This window comes from Nocardia sp. NPDC057663 (genome assembly GCF_042799895.1).
Taxonomy (GTDB): domain Bacteria; phylum Actinomycetota; class Actinomycetes; order Mycobacteriales; family Mycobacteriaceae; genus Nocardia.
Genome location: NZ_JBHVHX010000014.1, coordinates 47,675 through 61,711, shown reverse-complemented (window position 1 = coordinate 61,711; position 14,037 = coordinate 47,675). Strand labels below are relative to the sequence as shown.

General features: G+C 69.5%; 15 protein-coding genes. 10 read left to right on the top strand and 5 right to left on the bottom strand.

Annotated elements, in window-relative coordinates:
- The first annotated feature begins 170 nt into the window (after nucleotides 1-170).
- The 3 genes from ACFVAV_RS25105 (at nucleotide 171) to ligD (ending at nucleotide 2,766) form a co-directional block, all read left to right on the top strand.
- Nucleotides 171-563, top strand: a complete 393-nt coding sequence (locus tag ACFVAV_RS25105) for a cold shock domain-containing protein (RefSeq protein ID WP_379037671.1) — start codon at nucleotides 171-173, stop codon at nucleotides 561-563.
- Between the two features lie 125 nt (nucleotides 564-688).
- Nucleotides 689-1,768: an ATP-dependent DNA ligase gene (locus ACFVAV_RS25100; RefSeq protein WP_379037670.1), complete on the top strand. Its 1,080-nt coding sequence runs from the start codon at nucleotides 689-691 to the stop codon at nucleotides 1,766-1,768.
- The gene (gene ligD, locus ACFVAV_RS25095) at nucleotides 1,765-2,766 is read left to right on the top strand and encodes a non-homologous end-joining DNA ligase (protein WP_379037669.1); all 1,002 of its coding nucleotides are present in this window, start codon (nucleotides 1,765-1,767) and stop codon (nucleotides 2,764-2,766) included. The genes ACFVAV_RS25100 and ligD overlap by 4 nt, the downstream gene beginning before the upstream one ends.
- 3 nt (nucleotides 2,767-2,769) lie before the next feature.
- On the opposite strand, the gene ACFVAV_RS25090 is transcribed toward ligD, so the two are convergent.
- Nucleotides 2,770-3,465 carry a hypothetical protein gene (locus tag ACFVAV_RS25090; RefSeq protein ID WP_379037668.1) on the bottom strand — a complete coding sequence of 232 codons (696 nt, stop codon included), beginning with the start codon at nucleotides 3,463-3,465 and terminating at the stop codon, nucleotides 2,770-2,772.
- Nucleotides 3,466-3,726: 261 nt separating this feature from the next.
- Between ACFVAV_RS25090 and ACFVAV_RS25085 the strand changes: the two genes are divergently transcribed.
- Nucleotides 3,727-4,086 carry a hypothetical protein gene (locus ACFVAV_RS25085; protein ID WP_379037667.1) on the top strand — a complete coding sequence of 120 codons (360 nt, stop codon included), beginning with the start codon at nucleotides 3,727-3,729 and terminating at the stop codon, nucleotides 4,084-4,086.
- Here ACFVAV_RS25085 and ACFVAV_RS25080 read toward each other — a convergent pair.
- Nucleotides 4,083-4,883, bottom strand: coding sequence for a TetR/AcrR family transcriptional regulator (locus ACFVAV_RS25080; protein ID WP_379037666.1), 801 nt, complete (start codon nucleotides 4,881-4,883; stop codon nucleotides 4,083-4,085). The two genes, ACFVAV_RS25085 and ACFVAV_RS25080, sit on opposite strands and share 4 nt — an antisense overlap.
- Here ACFVAV_RS25080 and ACFVAV_RS25075 point away from each other — a divergent pair.
- Nucleotides 4,870-6,300, top strand: coding sequence for an SDR family NAD(P)-dependent oxidoreductase (locus ACFVAV_RS25075; RefSeq protein WP_379037665.1), 1,431 nt, complete (start codon nucleotides 4,870-4,872; stop codon nucleotides 6,298-6,300). The genes ACFVAV_RS25080 and ACFVAV_RS25075 overlap by 14 nt on opposite strands.
- A 74-nt stretch (nucleotides 6,301-6,374) precedes the next feature.
- Nucleotides 6,375-6,758, top strand: coding sequence for a DUF2784 domain-containing protein (locus tag ACFVAV_RS25070; protein WP_379037664.1), 384 nt, complete (start codon nucleotides 6,375-6,377; stop codon nucleotides 6,756-6,758).
- Here ACFVAV_RS25070 and ACFVAV_RS25065 read toward each other — a convergent pair.
- Entirely contained in the window at nucleotides 6,739-7,491 is a 753-nt protein-coding gene (locus ACFVAV_RS25065; protein WP_379037663.1) for a thioesterase II family protein, read from the bottom strand. The two genes, ACFVAV_RS25070 and ACFVAV_RS25065, sit on opposite strands and share 20 nt — an antisense overlap.
- 42 nt (nucleotides 7,492-7,533) lie before the next feature.
- Here ACFVAV_RS25065 and ACFVAV_RS25060 point away from each other — a divergent pair, with 42 nt between their 5' ends.
- Nucleotides 7,534-8,931, top strand: coding sequence for a CoA transferase (locus ACFVAV_RS25060; RefSeq protein WP_379037662.1), 1,398 nt, complete (start codon nucleotides 7,534-7,536; stop codon nucleotides 8,929-8,931).
- 28 nt (nucleotides 8,932-8,959) lie between these two features.
- On the opposite strand, the gene ACFVAV_RS25055 is transcribed toward ACFVAV_RS25060, so the two are convergent.
- The gene (locus ACFVAV_RS25055) at nucleotides 8,960-9,529 is read right to left on the bottom strand and encodes a TetR family transcriptional regulator (protein ID WP_379037660.1); all 570 of its coding nucleotides are present in this window, start codon (nucleotides 9,527-9,529) and stop codon (nucleotides 8,960-8,962) included.
- A gap of 103 nt (nucleotides 9,530-9,632) precedes the next feature.
- Between ACFVAV_RS25055 and ACFVAV_RS25050 the strand changes: the two genes are divergently transcribed.
- The 3 genes from ACFVAV_RS25050 to ACFVAV_RS25040 all read left to right on the top strand — a co-directional run bounded on the left by ACFVAV_RS25050 (nucleotide 9,633) and on the right by ACFVAV_RS25040 (nucleotide 12,898).
- Nucleotides 9,633-10,847 carry an FAD-dependent monooxygenase gene (locus ACFVAV_RS25050; protein ID WP_379037658.1) on the top strand — a complete coding sequence of 405 codons (1,215 nt, stop codon included), beginning with the start codon at nucleotides 9,633-9,635 and terminating at the stop codon, nucleotides 10,845-10,847.
- Nucleotides 10,848-10,976: 129 nt separating this feature from the next.
- Entirely contained in the window at nucleotides 10,977-12,020 is a 1,044-nt protein-coding gene (locus ACFVAV_RS25045) for a nucleoside hydrolase (protein ID WP_379037657.1), read from the top strand.
- Nucleotides 12,017-12,898, top strand: a complete 882-nt coding sequence (locus tag ACFVAV_RS25040; protein ID WP_379037656.1) for an amidohydrolase family protein — start codon at nucleotides 12,017-12,019, stop codon at nucleotides 12,896-12,898. Before ACFVAV_RS25045 ends, ACFVAV_RS25040 begins: the two co-directional genes overlap by 4 nt.
- On the opposite strand, the gene ACFVAV_RS25035 is transcribed toward ACFVAV_RS25040, so the two are convergent.
- Nucleotides 12,899-13,945 (bottom strand): alpha/beta hydrolase, encoded by a 1,047-nt coding sequence (locus tag ACFVAV_RS25035; RefSeq protein ID WP_379037655.1) that lies wholly within the window; start codon nucleotides 13,943-13,945, stop codon nucleotides 12,899-12,901.
- Nucleotides 13,946-14,037 lie beyond the last annotated feature (92 nt).

The window sequence follows — 14,037 nt, the reverse complement described above, 5'->3', positions numbered from 1 at the left end:
CAGATTCGGAACGCTAACGAGGAGATGTGAACGAACAGTTGCCGGATTGTGACCATGCCCGGTCCGTCCGGCCGCGAGCCGAAGTCCCGAGGTCGCGGTCTGCCCACTTTCCGGGAAAAACGCCCAAAAGCCGCGTTAGAGTGACGTTGGGAAGCGGAGCGAGGAGCTGGTTGGTGTCCATCGGGAAATTGGTGTCGTTCGACGGGTCACGGGGTTTCGGGTTCATCCGGCCCGACGACGGCGGGCCCGATGTGTTCGTCCACGTCAACGACATCGGGCTCGACGAGGACGAGCTGCGCCAGGGCAGGCTGTTCGAATTCGACGTCACCGAGGGCGACCGTGGCCCCAAGGCGATCAATCTGACCGCGGTGGGCCACGCCGCGCCCCCGCCGAAATCGCGCAAGGACCGCGCGAGCGGCGATCGTCTCGGCGCCGACGAGCTGCGCAGGCAGATCACCGAGCTGCTGCTCGAAGCCTCGCCCGCCCTGACCGCGGCCGAGATCATCACCATCCGCGACCGCTTCACCCTCTTCGCCGACGAACACGGCTGGCTCGACAGCTGACCGCGACACCGCCACGCTCGATATCCGCGCGCTGTCGGTGGGCCACCCTACGATCGAACCCGCACCGATGAATCGGGTGCGCTCGCGACGTCGACACGGGTGAACCCACCCGCGAGGAGGATCGGATGGATCTACCGGTGATGCCGCCCGTGCGCCCGATGCTGGCCAAGTCGACGCCGTCGCTGCCCCGCGAGCCCGGGCTGGCCTACGAACCGAAGTGGGACGGGTTCCGCTGCATCGTGTTCCGCGACGGTGACGAGATCGAACTGGGTTCCCGCAACGACCGCCCGCTCACCCGGTACTTCCCAGAACTGGCCGAGCTGCTGAAAGCCGCACTGCCGCAGCGCTGTGTCGTCGACGGGGAGATCGTCGTCGTCACCGATCAGGGCCTGGATTTCGACACACTGCAGCAGCGGCTGCATCCGGCGGCGTCGCGGGTGAACAAGCTCGCCGTGGAGACACCGGCCAGCTTCGTGGCGTTCGATCTGCTCGCCCTGGGCGACCGCGACCTGACGACGGAGCCGTTCACCGAGCGCAGACGCGAACTCGAGGCCCTGCTCGACGCCGCGCCGGGGCGGATCCACCTGACGCCGATCACCCACGATCCCGATGTCGCACAGGACTGGTTCACCCGGTTCGAGGGCGCCGGCTTCGACGGGGTGATGGCCAAGGCCGACGACCTGTCCTACCTGCAGGACAAGCGGGTGATGCTCAAGATCAAGCACGAACGCACCGCCGACTGCGTGGTCGCCGGGTACCGACTGCACAAGGATGGCGAAGGAGTCGGGTCACTGCTGCTCGGCTTGTTCGACGACAACGGCACCCTGAACCATGTCGGCGTCGCCTCGAGCTTCACCGCGGCCCGGCGGCGCGAACTGCTCGGCGAGCTGGCGCCGCTGCGGGAGAACGCGCTCGAGCATCATCCGTGGCGCACGTGGGCCGACGCCGCCGCCCAGGCCACTGCCGACGGCAAGATGCCCGGCGGGGTGAGTCGCTGGACCGGCGGCAAGGACCTCTCGTGGGAACCGTTGCGGCCGGAGCTGGTCGCCGAGGTGCGCTACGAGCACGTCCAGTCAGGACGCTTCCGCCATGGCGGGCGGCTGGTCCGATTCCGCTCCGACCGCACCCCCGACTCGTGCACCTACGCCCAGCTCGACGAGGTCGCCCCGGCCGAGCTGGACGCGATCTTCGGAGCCGGTCGATGAGCGCCGCCGTCGAGGTCGAGGCCGGCGGCCGCACGCTGTCCATCAGCAACCCGGACAAGATCTACTTCACCAAGCGCGGCGAGACGAAACTCGATCTGGTCCGCTACTACCAGGCGGTGGCCGAACCACTGCTCGGTGTGATCGGTGGCAGGCCGCTGCTGCTGGAACGCTATCCCGACGGTGCGTCGGGCAAATCCTGGTTCCAGAAGCGGGTACCCAAGTCGGCGCCGGAGTGGTTGCAGACCGTCGAGGTGTCCACCCCGAACGGCACCACCAGCGACGCACTGGTCGCGCACGACCTCGCGCACATCCTGTGGGCGGTCAACCAGGGCTGCCTCGGCTTCCACGTCTGGCCCAATCACGTGCCGGACCTGACGATCGCCGACGAACTGCGGATCGACCTCGATCCCTCGCCCGGCATCGGTTTCGACGATCTGCGCCGCGCGGCCGTGCTCACCCGCGACCTGCTGAGCGAACTCGGCATCGACTGCCGGATCAAGACCTCGGGTTCGCGCGGGCTGCACATCTACGCCGCGCTCGAACCCCGCTGGGACGGTTACCAGGTGCGGGCGGCCGCCGTGGCACTGGCCAGGGAACTCGAGCGCAGGCATCCCGAGGAGATCACCGCGCAATGGTGGAAGGAAGAGCGCGGCTCCCGCGTGTTCGTCGACTTCAACCAGAACGCGCCGCACAAGACCGTGTTCGGCGCCTGGTCGGTCCGCCCCAAGGTCGGCGGGCAGGTGTCGACACCGATCACCTGGCCCGAACTCGACACCGTCGTCCCCGACGAGCTCACCCTCGCCACCGTTCCCGCCCGGCTCACCGCACTGGGCGACCCGTGGGCCGATCGCACACCGCAATCGATCGAACCGCTGCTGGCGATGTCGGAACGTGACATGGCCGATGGACTGATGGACGCGCCCTGGCCGCCGCAGTATCCGAAAATGCCGAACGAGCCGCCGCGGGTACAGCCGAGCCGGGCCAAGAAGGCCGACTGAGACCTACTCGGTCCAGAGCACCCAGCTGCCGGTACCGGCCTTGCCCTCGCACACCAGCGCGTGGTTGTCGGAAGTGCGCCCCGACTTGTCGACCGACGGATCGCAGCGCTCACCGGCGGTGTAGTACGACCCGGACACCTTGAACGGGCCCGACCACGTGTAATTGCCATCGGTCCGCAGACACAGCAGGGTTGCACCGTCTGCCGCCACCCCGAGCAGCCCCGCCCGGTCCGCCGAACAGGGTGTGTCCTTCTCGACGACGCCGGCCGACGGGCTCACCACCGGAACCGTCCCGGTCGCCGTCGGCGCGCCCTGCGACGACACCGTCGTCGTCACCGAGGCCGCTGTCGTCGTCTGGGCCAGCGTCGGCATCTCGATCTCCAGCCCGCCGAACGCGACGAGCCCGACCGCCGCGACGGCCGCCACCTCCGCGATGCCGAGCAGCAGCGCGAACACCGCCATGCCCCGGCCGCGCGGATGCCCGAACGACAACAGCCCGAACACGATCGCGATCGGGAACAGCAGCACCAGCGCCGCGGCCAGGGCGACCATCGCATACGGGTTCACCCGTGGCTGGTCACCGCGGCGACCGTCCTGGCCACCGTCCGCCGGCGTCGCGTGCGGCCAGCGCTGGCCGTTCCAGCGCCGCTCGTCCACGTCCTCCTCGGGGTCGTCGTCCCATTCGTCGTACCGTGCCATCAACCCCGGGTCCCTCTCCGATCCCCCCGGCGCGGAAAACATAACAACACTGCAACGCCGGGTTACGCGACGAGGATAGGGACTCCGGCCCGTCTGGTCAGCACAAACGGCAAATGCGCTCACGTGCGGGTCGCCCCCGGATCCAGGGGCATGGACACCGGTAACGAAGCGGCAACCACCTTTGCGTCGCCACCCGCTTCGGGTCCATGCTGGTCATCAGGTGGACCAGTGCGCGCATCCCGAGCTCGCGAGGAGGACTCCATGTCCAGCAGCACCATTCCGGCAGACCAACCCGGCTGGCATGCCCAAGCCGGCGATCTGCTCGCCGACAACTACAACGTTCCCGGCATCATCGCGTGCGCGATCGGCGTCATCAGCCTCGCCTGCACGCTTGTCGCCGCGGGGTCGGGGTATGCCGGGTACGCGGTGCTCGCCGGAGTCGCCACGGGGGTATTCCTTCTCGGTGGCGCCGCAGGGCTGCTGTTCGAGCACCACCGGGAGGAGCAGATCGAGCAGGTCTACGGGCGCAGCGGTCACGCGCCGGGACACGTCGACCCGGAGCGCTACGCCGTCCGGGAGATCGCGGTCCCCAACCCCGACCAGCGCAGGCTCGGTTCCTAGCCGGCCACGCCCGACTGTGGTTCCACGCTGGGCATGGTCTCGGTGATGACGGTGAGCAGGGTATCGGTCAGCAGACGATGCACCTGATCCCTGGTCAGCGTGCCGCGGGTGATCCATTCGCGCCCGGCCACCTTCACCAGCCCCGCGTAGGCGAGGACCAATGCGCGCAATTGTGCATTGCCTGCCAGATCGGCGCGGCCGATCATCACCAGCATGCGTTCGGCGGCGGCGGCGTCGGCCTGGTCGAGGATCTGCTGTACCTCGGGATCGTCGCCGACACCCTCGTGACTGGTGACCTTCACCCAGGTGGTGCCGTGCTCGGCGATGGTGTCGAGCAGCCAGGTGACGATCGCGTCGACCCGCTCGCCCGTCGTTCCCTCGGGCATGGACACCTTGTCCGGCCGCGGCAACGTCACCATCCGGCGCACGACCGCCAGGTACAGGTCGCGTTTGTTGCCGAAATAGTGGTTGATCAGCCCACGGGCCACACCGGCGCGCTGGGCCAGTTCCGCGGTGGACACCGCCGCGTAGGGCCGTTCACCGAACATGTCGATGGCACAGGCCAGGATCTGCGCGCGTCGCTCGTCGGGTTCGAGCCTGCGCCTGCGCGGCGCGTCTGCGGTGTCGGTGTCGAGCGGGGAAATCGGGCTGCTCCGTCGGGTTCGGTGGCCGCCGCGCGGTTGCGGCAGCGGTGCACCACGATACCCAGCGGGTCCGCCGAGCGGCCAATGCGACAATAAGTGTCGTCCCCCGCTCCCGCACGAAGGAATGCCGCACTCCCCGATGACCGAGAACATGATCGATCCGGACGAGTTGGCGACCTGTCTGCGGGTACTGGAACAAGCCGGGCAGCTGGAGAAGGAACACCCCGATTCGATCGCGGTACAGCGAGCTGTCGGGCACATGTTCAAGAAGCTCAAGCAGCGCCGCCGCATCGAGGCCAGGGAGCAGGTCGCCACCGCCGACCGCGCGGTCATCGCGGCCACGGCCACCGGCTCGCCGCAGCGCATCGACGACGAGACCGCGGGCATCCCGATCAGCTCGGCCACCACCGGCGCGAGCGCGGGCACGTTGCTGCGGGCACGTCCCTGCTACATCTGCAAGCAGCGCTACACCCAGGTCGACGCGTTCTACCACCAGCTGTGTCCCGATTGCGCGGCCGCGAGCCACGCCAAGCGTGACGCCCGCACCGACCTGTCCGGCAAGCGCGCCCTGCTGACCGGTGGCCGCGCCAAGATCGGCATGTACATCGCGCTGCGGCTGCTGCGCGACGGCGCGCACACCACGATCACCACCCGCTTCCCCAACGACGCGATCCGCCGCTTCGCCGCGATGGAGGACAGCGCCGACTGGCTGCACCGGCTGCGCATCGTCGGCATCGATCTGCGTGATCCGGCGCAGGTCGTCGCGCTGGCCGACGATGTCGCCGCGCAGGGCCCGCTCGACATCCTGATCAACAACGCCGCCCAGACCGTGCGCCGCTCGGCAGGCGCCTACAGCGCCCTGGTCGACGCCGAGACCGCGCCGCTGCCGGCCGGAATGCTGCCGGAGATGGTCACTTTCGGCAAGACCATGCAGGCCCACCCCACGGCGCTGACCGCTTCGCTGACGCCGTCGCTGTCGGCCGCCGATGTCGCCGAGCTGGCGCTGGTCGCGGGCTCGGCCACCCCGGAGCGGATCGCGGCGGGCGTGGCGATCGACGCGGGCGGTCTGGTGCCCGATCTCGCGCACACCAACAGCTGGGTGCAGACCGTCGCCGAGGTGGACGCCACCGAGCTGCTGGAAGTGCAGCTGTGCAATTCGGTCGCGCCGTTCATCCTGGTGTCGCGGTTGCGTCCGGCGATGGCCGCCGCGACGGGCCGCCGCAAGTACGTGGTGAATGTCTCGGCGATGGAAGGCCAGTTCAGCCGCGGCTACAAGGGGCCGGGCCACCCGCACACGAATATGGCCAAGGCCGCGCTGAACATGCTGACCCGCACCAGCGCGCTGGAGATGTTCGAGGCCGACTCGATTCTGATGACCGCGGTCGACACCGGCTGGATCACCGACGAGCGCCCGCACTACACGAAGGTGCGCCTGGCCGAAGAGGGTTTCCACGCGCCGCTGGACCTCGTCGACGGCGCCGCCCGCGTCTACGACCCGATTGTCCAGGGCGAGAACGGCGTCGACCTGTACGGCTGCTTCCTCAAGGACTACCAGCCCTCCCCCTGGTAGTCGCGACCCGAGCGATGCCGAACCGGAATGTCGATCATGATTCCGATCGGCGAACGGCCACTTAATCTGAACATGTGCCGTTCCGGGTGTTGGCCGAGCTGATCGCCGTCACCCACGTCGCGTTCATCGCGTACGTGGTCGCCGGCGGTTTCCTGGCGTGGCGGTGGCCCCGCACGATCGGCCTGCATCTGCTGGCCGCGGCGTGGGGATTCGGCACCATCCTGATCGGCTTCGAATGCCCGCTGACCCATGCCGAGAACTGGGCGCGCCGCAGCGCCGCGCTAGCCGAGCTGCCCGCGGCCGGATTCATCGACCACTATCTGACCGGGGTGATCTATCCGGACAGCGCGCTCGGCGTGGTGCGGCTCGCCGCCGCCCTGGCCGTCCTCGTGTCGTGGGCGGGCTATGTGCGCCTGTACCAGCAGCGCCACCGCCGGCTCAGTTCAGATGCCGTGTGATCTCCTGCGCCACCGCGGCGGGCTGTTCGTCGAGGTAGAAGTGCCCGCCGGGGAACGTGCGCATGCTGAACGGCCCCTCGGTGACCGTGCGCCACTGTTCGGCCTGGTCGATGGTGGTGGTCGGGTCCTCGGTGCTCACCAGCGCGACGACCGGGCAGGTCAGCGCCGGTCCCGGCTGGTGCCGGTAGGTCTCGACCGCCTGGTAGTCGGCGCGGACCGCGGGCAGAACCAGGTCGGCGAGGCCGGGCTCGGTGCGAAGCAATCGGACCGGCGCCGGGTCGGCGGCGAGGCGCTCGAGGTCGTCGATGAGGGCCGCGTCGGAGGCGCGGTGCAGGCGACCGGTCTCGACGACTGCCGGTGCGGGACGACCGGACACGATCAAACCGGCGGCCGGCCTGCCCGCCGCGGCAAGGCGTCGCGCGGTCTCGTAGGCCACTGTCGCGCCCATACTGTGCCCGAACAGCACCCGCGCCGCGCCGGATCGGCGCAGGACATCCTCGGCGATCCGATCGGCGAGCGCGTGCATCTCGGTGATCACCGGATCGCCGAGCCGATCCTGGCGGCCGGGGTACTGCACCGCGGTCACGTCGATGCCGGGACCCAGGTGCTTGGCCAGCTCCCGGTACGCGGTGGCGGAGCCGCCGCCCGGCGGAAAGCACACGAGTCGCCTGTGTGCCGCCGGGTCGGCCCGCAGTACCCGAATCCATTCCGTCGCCGCTGTATTCACGCCCACATCACACTCCTCATCGTCCTTGTCGTAGCTAGGCTGAGCGGCGTGACCACCGCGCAGCAGCTCGTGCACGCCTATGAGACCGGGCTGGGGCTCGAGCCGTCGGCGATCGACGACGAGCCCGATCCCGGCGCCCGGCTGGCCGCCACGCTACCGGTGTGGGCGCTCGCCGCGGGATCGGTGGCCACAGCCGCCGGATCCGCGAATCGCTTTCGCGAGGCGCTGGGCCTGGCACCCCGGCCGGTGCGCCTGGACCCGGCCCGGATCAGCGCGGCCTTCTCGAGTGAGCGGCTGTTCCGTCGTGGCGGCGCGGCGCCGTCGATCTTCGCCGAGTTGTCCGGCTTCTTCGGCAGCAGCGACGGCTGGGTACGCACCCATGCCAACTACCCACACCACCGCGCGCGGATTCTGCAGGCAGCCGACCTGTCCGCCGACGCCGACGCCACCCGGCTCGCCGCCCGGTTCGCCACGATGAAGAGCGCGGAGATCGAAGACGCCGCCGCCACGGTGGGCGCCATCGCGGTGCGCGTCCGCACGGAGGCCGAGTGGGCGGACAGCCCGATGGGTCGTGCCGCTGCCACGGGCCCCTTGGTGACCGTCGACCTGCGTGCGGACCGGCTCTCCGGCACCGACGCAGCGCGGCCGGGACGCGCGCGTACCGGCGGCGCCCTGGCTACGCCGACCATCGATCGGCCGCTGACCGGCATCCGCGTGCTCGACCTCACCCGCGTACTCGCAGGTCCGGTCGCGACCAGAACGCTGGCCCTGCTCGGCGCCGATGTGCTCCGCATCGACCCGCCGGCGCTGCCCGAGATCGACTGGCAGTTCGCCGACACCTGCCAGGGCAAACGCTCGACGCTGCTCGACCTGCGGACCGACTTCGCGGCCTTCACCGACCTCCTCGCCGCCGCCGACGTCCTGGTGACGGGCTACCGGCCCGGCGCGCTCGCCGCGGCGGGGGTGCGTGCCGCCGCACGACCCGGCCTCATCGACGCGTCTGTGTCGGCATGGGGCACGACCGGGCCGTGGGGCGATCGTCGCGGCTTCGACAGCATCGTCCAAGCGGCGTCCGGCATCTCGCTCCTCGAGGGCGCTCCGGATCGCCCCGGCGCGCTGCCCGCACAGGCACTCGACCACGGTTCGGGCTATCTCCTCGCCGCGGGCGTCATCGACGCCTTACGGGCGCGAACCCACGACGGTGCAGGCCGGGACGTCCGGGTTTCGCTGGCCCGCACGGCATCCTGGCTCCAGGCAGCCGGTGACCGCGCCCCCGACCACGCCACCGCGACACCACCCGAGCCGGCGATGACGGTCGCCCACGGCAAAGTGGTCACTGCCGCACCGGCATTCGCCGGCTACGACGACTACCGCTGGCCCGCACCACCGTACGGATCGGCACAGCCTTTCTGGATCGACGCACCGAACCACTTCCACCCCGGCTGACCGGACAACAGCACCCTGTCGTGGCCGCTCACTTCCCCGCGAGCGCGCGCACCGCCGCCGCCAGCTGATCACCGTCGGCCACCACTTCACCCGGATTCAGCAACCACAGCACACCCAGGCCCTGCGCGAGGACGAAGTACAACCGGCTGATCGCGGCGGCCTGCGCCTCGTCGAGTTCCGGATGCGCCGCGCGCAGATTCGCCGCGAGATCGGTATAGGCACCCGAGAGCTGGTCACCGAGCTGCGCGCGTGCCTCGTCGGAACGCACGATCCGCACGATGTTCTCCAGGCTGGCCAGCATCGCCTCGTGATTGTCGGCGAACACGGCGGGCATTCCGTTCCACAGCCGGGTGAGCCCGGCCAGCGGCGACGTGCCGGCGCCCGCGCCGATCAGCTCTTCCATCGCGTCACCGATCGCGTTGCCGAGTGCCTCGCTCAGCGCCTCGGTGACCAGCCGTTCCTTGGACCCGAAGTGATAGCCGATCGCGGCCAGGCTCACCCCGGCGGCCGCGGCGATATCGCGCGCGGTCGCCTTGGCCACGCCGCGTTCCAGGATGACCTTGCGCGCCCCCGCCAGAAGGTCTTCTCGATTACCCATGCCGCGAGACTACCCGAATGTCTTAGACATTTGTTCTAGACATACGTGCCACCCGCATGTTAGACATATGTCTAAGACATTCGTTCTCCAGACGGGAAACACCATGACCACCACCAGCCCCCTGCACGTTCTGGTCTCCGGCGGCGGGATCGCGGGCAACGCGGTCGCACTCCAGTTGCTGCGCAGCGGCATTCGCACCACCGTGGTCGAGCGCGCCGCCGTCCCCCGCCCCGGCGGCCAGGCCGTGGATCTGCGGGGGCCGAGCCGGGAAGCGGCCGAGCGGATGGGCCTGATGGAAGGCATCCGCAAGTACCAGCTCGACGAGCGCGGCATGTCCTACATCGACGGCGACGGCCGCGTGTACGCCCGCATGGCGATGGCGGACTTCGACGGCCAAGGCGCGGTCGCCGAGATCGAGATCACCCGCGGCGACCTCAACCAGGTCCTGCTCGATGCCCTGGCGACCGCCGACAACGGCCACCTCGATTACCGCTACGGCGAGTGGATCGAACAGATCGACCAGGACAGCACGGGCGTCGAGGTCACCTTCGCCTCGGGCCGCACCGAACGATTCGACCTGGTGATCGGCGCCGACGGCGTGCACTCGGCCACCCGCAGGCTCGTCTTCGGGCCGGAGGAGCAGTTCAGCACCAACCTCGGCGGTTACGGCGCGTTCTTCACGATGCCGACCCCACCGCAGGTGGAGCCCGGCTGGTTCGGCATGCGTCTGGTACCCGGCGCCATGCTCGGTATCCGCCCCGACGGTGATCCGGCTACCGCGAAGGCGATCATCACCGTCCGCACGGACGCCGACCCTGCCCTGCGTCGCGACCCCGACGCCCAGCGTGCCCTGATCCGCCGGGCGATCGGCGACGCCGGGTGGCACGCCCCGGCGGTGCTCGCCGCGATGGAGACCACCCCCGATTTCTACTTCGACGAGCTCGCCCGCGTCGACGTGCCCGAACTGGCCGTCGGCCGGGTCACGCTGGTCGGCGACGCGGGCTACTGCGGCTCCCCCATGACCGGCATGGGCACCGCGATGGCCGTGGTCGGCGCCTATGTGCTCGCCGCCGAGATCGCCGCCACGCCGGCGGACCTGGCCGGCGCCCTGCAGCGCTATCAGGACACGATCACGCCGTTCCTGGCCAAGGCCAAGGAGATTCCCGGCGGCGGCATCGCGATGATGCTCCCGCACACCAAGCTCATGACCAGCCTGTCGAAGGTGAACGTGCGGATCATGATGTCGCGGCCGATGCGGCCGATCACCAAGAAGATCTTCTTCGGCCACACCGAGGAGTTCACCCTGCCGACCTACTGATCCACCGGCCTCCGCGGGACCCGGGCGCACCAGCGGACTCGGCCGGTGCTTGCCGCGGCTCGCTCGACGCGCTTGTCCCAGAGCAGGTGCAAGATCTTCCGGATCTCGAGCCGCGGCTACCCTCGACCTGTGGCACAGCAGATCATCCTCGATGTCGATACCGGAATCGACGATTCGCTGGCGCTGCTGTATCTGCTGGCGTCACCGGAGGCGCAGATCATCGGGATCGCCGCGACCGCGGGCAATGTGCCGACCGCGCAGGTGGCGGCGAACACCCTCGCCCTGCTGGATCTGGGCGGCGCGGACGAGATCGAGGTGGCCGCGGGCGCGGATGTGCCGCTGGCCGTGCCGCTGCGCACCACCGAGGACACCCACGGCCCGCAGGGCCTCGGGTATGCCGAGCTGCCTGTCTCGACTCGTCCGCTGTCGGACCGGTCCGCGGCGCAGATGTGGGTGGACCTGGCGCGTGCGAACCCCGGCTCGGCGATCGGCCTGTGCACCGGCCCGCTGACGAACCTCGCCCTTGCCCTGCGTAGCGAACCCGAGCTGCCCCGGCTGCTGCAGCGCCTGGTGATCATGGGCGGCGCGTTCAATCATCCGGGGAACACCACACCGACCAACGAGTGGAACATCCACGTCGACCCCGAGGCGGCCAAGGAGGTGTTCGACGCGTTCTCGGCGGCGCCGCCGGATCGCAGGCCGCTGGTGTGCGCGCTCGACATCACCGAGTCCATCGAGATGCGGCCCGAGCACCTGACCCGGCTGGCCGAGGCCGCGCACAGCGCGCCGATCGAACGGGTCGCCGCCGGCGACGCCCCCGAATGGCGTTCGGCGGCAAGCAATCCGATCATCCGGTATCTCGTCGACGCGGTGCGGTTCTATTTCGACTTCCACGATCAGTACGACCTGGGCTATCTCGCGCACATGCACGATCCGTTCGCCGCCGCGGTCGCGCTGGACCCGGCTCTGGCGCTGACCCGTCCCGCCACCGTCGACGTCGAACTGGCGGGCACGATCACCCGGGCGACCACCGTCGCCGACTGGGCGGGCATGTGGGGCCGGGAACCCAACGCCGACATCGTGATCGGCACCGATCCCGCCGTCTTCTTCGAACGTCTCGTCACCCGCGTCGGCGATCTCGCCCGCCGCCTGTACCCGGAGCCGCCATCGTGACCGTCGATACCACCGCCTATCTCGCCGACTTCCGCCGCCGCCTCGAGCTGCCCGCGATCGTCGACGTGCACACCCACTTCATGCCCGATCAGGTGATGCGCAAGGTGTGGGCGTATTTCGACCAGGCGGGCCCGCTGACGGGACGCCCGTGGCCGATCACCTACCGCGACGACGAGCAGGTGCGGCTGAAGACCTTGCGCGACTTCGGCGTCCGCGCGTTCACGTCGCTGGTGTACCCGCACAAGCCGCAGATGGCTGCCTGGCTCAACGAGTGGACCGCCGATTTCGCGGCCCGCACACCCGACTGCCTGCATACCGCGACCTTCTACCCGGAACCGGAGGCGCCCGAGTACGTCCGCGCCGCGATCGCGGGTGGTGCGCGAGTCTTCAAGGTGCACATCCAGGTCGGCGCGTTCTCACCGCTGGACCCGCTGCTCGACCCCGTGTGGGCGATCCTCGCCGAGGCTGGTGTGCCCGTGCTCATCCACTGCGGATCCGGTCCCGCCCCCGGCGAATTCACCGGACCGGGGCCCATTGCCGAACTACTGCGCCGCTTTCCGGCGCTACGGCTGATCATCGCGCACATGGGAACCCCCGAGTACAGCGAGTTCCTCGACCTGGCCGAGCAGTACCCACGGCTGTATCTGGACACGACGATGGTGTGGACCGACTTCAGCGAGGGCGGGGCGCCGTTCCCGCCCACCGAGCGAGAACGCCTGCGCCGCTTCGCCGATCGCATCCTGTTCGGCAGCGACTTCCCCAATATCCCGTACCCGTACGCCGAGGCCGTCCAGGCGCTCGAGCGTCTCGACCTCGGGCCGGACTGGCTGCGCAAGGTGTGCCACGACAACGCGGTCGCGCTGTTCGGCCTGCGCTGATCAGGCGGGGATCGCCATCCCCTCGGCGAGCAGCGGCCAGGAGTTCTTGAACGCCTTCTGCCAGTAGCCCCACGAATGGGTGCCCTGGGTCGACAGGTCGAAGGTGGCGGGGATGTCGAGTTCGTCGAGCCGGTCCTGCAGGTTCTTGGTGCACCAGCTGGTCGCGGCCTCGATCACGCCGCCGACGACGATCTGGTTGGCCAGACCGACCGGCCCCCAGGTGATCAGGTGTGGGTCGCCGAGCTTGTCGTGCTCGCCGGGCAGGCCGTTGCCGTTGGAGATGTACAGCTTGGTGCCGCGCAGTCCCTCGGCGTTGACGACGGGATCGTTGGCCACCCACTCCGGGTCACCGGGCGGGCCGTACATGTTCGACGCGTCGCCGCCGCCGGTGCCGACGACGACGTTCACGAACTGCCGACCGACCGGATCGCTGATCTGCGCGCAGCCGCTGTAGGCCGCGACGGAGCGGAACAGGCCCGGTTTCGCGATCGCGAGCTGCAAAACCGAGGTGACGGTCATGGAGTTCGCGGCGATCGCGTTCCGGCCGGTCGTCTCGAACATCGTGTCGACGAGCGCGGGCAGCTCGTCGAGGAAGAAGGTGCGCCACTTGTTCACGCCCAGGGTGGGATCCGGCTCGCGCCAGTCGGTGTAGTAGCTCCACGCACCGCCCACCGGCATGACGACATTGACGTCCTTGCCTGCCAGGAAGTCCACGACATCGGTGTTGTGCTCCCAGGTGGCGGTGTCCTCACCGCCACCGGCGCCGTTCACCAGATAGAGCGACGGCCGCGGCACCGAGGTGTCCGCGGGCCGCTGCACCTTCACCGACACCTCGCGCGCCATGGCCGCCGAGTAGATCCGCACCGTCACCTGGCGGCCGTCGACCGAGGCCACCTCGGCCCGCGACCCGTCGACGGCGACCGCTCGATTCGTCACCGCGACAACCGATTCCGCCCCTTCGGCACCGGCGCCACCTGCACCGGCCACTGTCGAACCCACGGCGACGAGCACCGCCACCAACGCCGAGACCGCGCCGCGGCACCTCATCGATCGAGCCTCCTACTGAAAACAGACCACTCAGTGCGGTCGGTCACAGTATCGGCGGAGATCACATCGCCGTTACCGGTTCCTTACCGATT

What these genes read in the sequence shown, in the direction of transcription:
- ACFVAV_RS25100 (WP_379037670.1), top strand. Translation starts at nt 689, where the DNA reads ATGGATCTACCGGTGATGCCGCCCGTGCGCCCGATGCTGGCCAAGTCG.
- ligD (WP_379037669.1), top strand. Translation starts at nt 1,765, where the DNA reads ATGAGCGCCGCCGTCGAGGTCGAGGCCGGCGGCCGCACGCTGTCCATC.
- ACFVAV_RS25090 (WP_379037668.1), bottom strand. Translation starts at nt 3,465, where the DNA reads ATGGCACGGTACGACGAATGGGACGACGACCCCGAGGAGGACGTGGAC.
- ACFVAV_RS25085 (WP_379037667.1), top strand. Translation starts at nt 3,727, where the DNA reads ATGTCCAGCAGCACCATTCCGGCAGACCAACCCGGCTGGCATGCCCAA.
- ACFVAV_RS25075 (WP_379037665.1), top strand. Translation starts at nt 4,870, where the DNA reads ATGACCGAGAACATGATCGATCCGGACGAGTTGGCGACCTGTCTGCGG.
- ACFVAV_RS25080 (WP_379037666.1), bottom strand. Translation starts at nt 4,883, where the DNA reads ATGTTCTCGGTCATCGGGGAGTGCGGCATTCCTTCGTGCGGGAGCGGG.
- ACFVAV_RS25055 (WP_379037660.1), bottom strand. Translation starts at nt 9,529, where the DNA reads ATGGGTAATCGAGAAGACCTTCTGGCGGGGGCGCGCAAGGTCATCCTG.
- ACFVAV_RS25050 (WP_379037658.1), top strand. Translation starts at nt 9,633, where the DNA reads ATGACCACCACCAGCCCCCTGCACGTTCTGGTCTCCGGCGGCGGGATC.
- ACFVAV_RS25035 (WP_379037655.1), bottom strand. Translation starts at nt 13,945, where the DNA reads ATGAGGTGCCGCGGCGCGGTCTCGGCGTTGGTGGCGGTGCTCGTCGCC.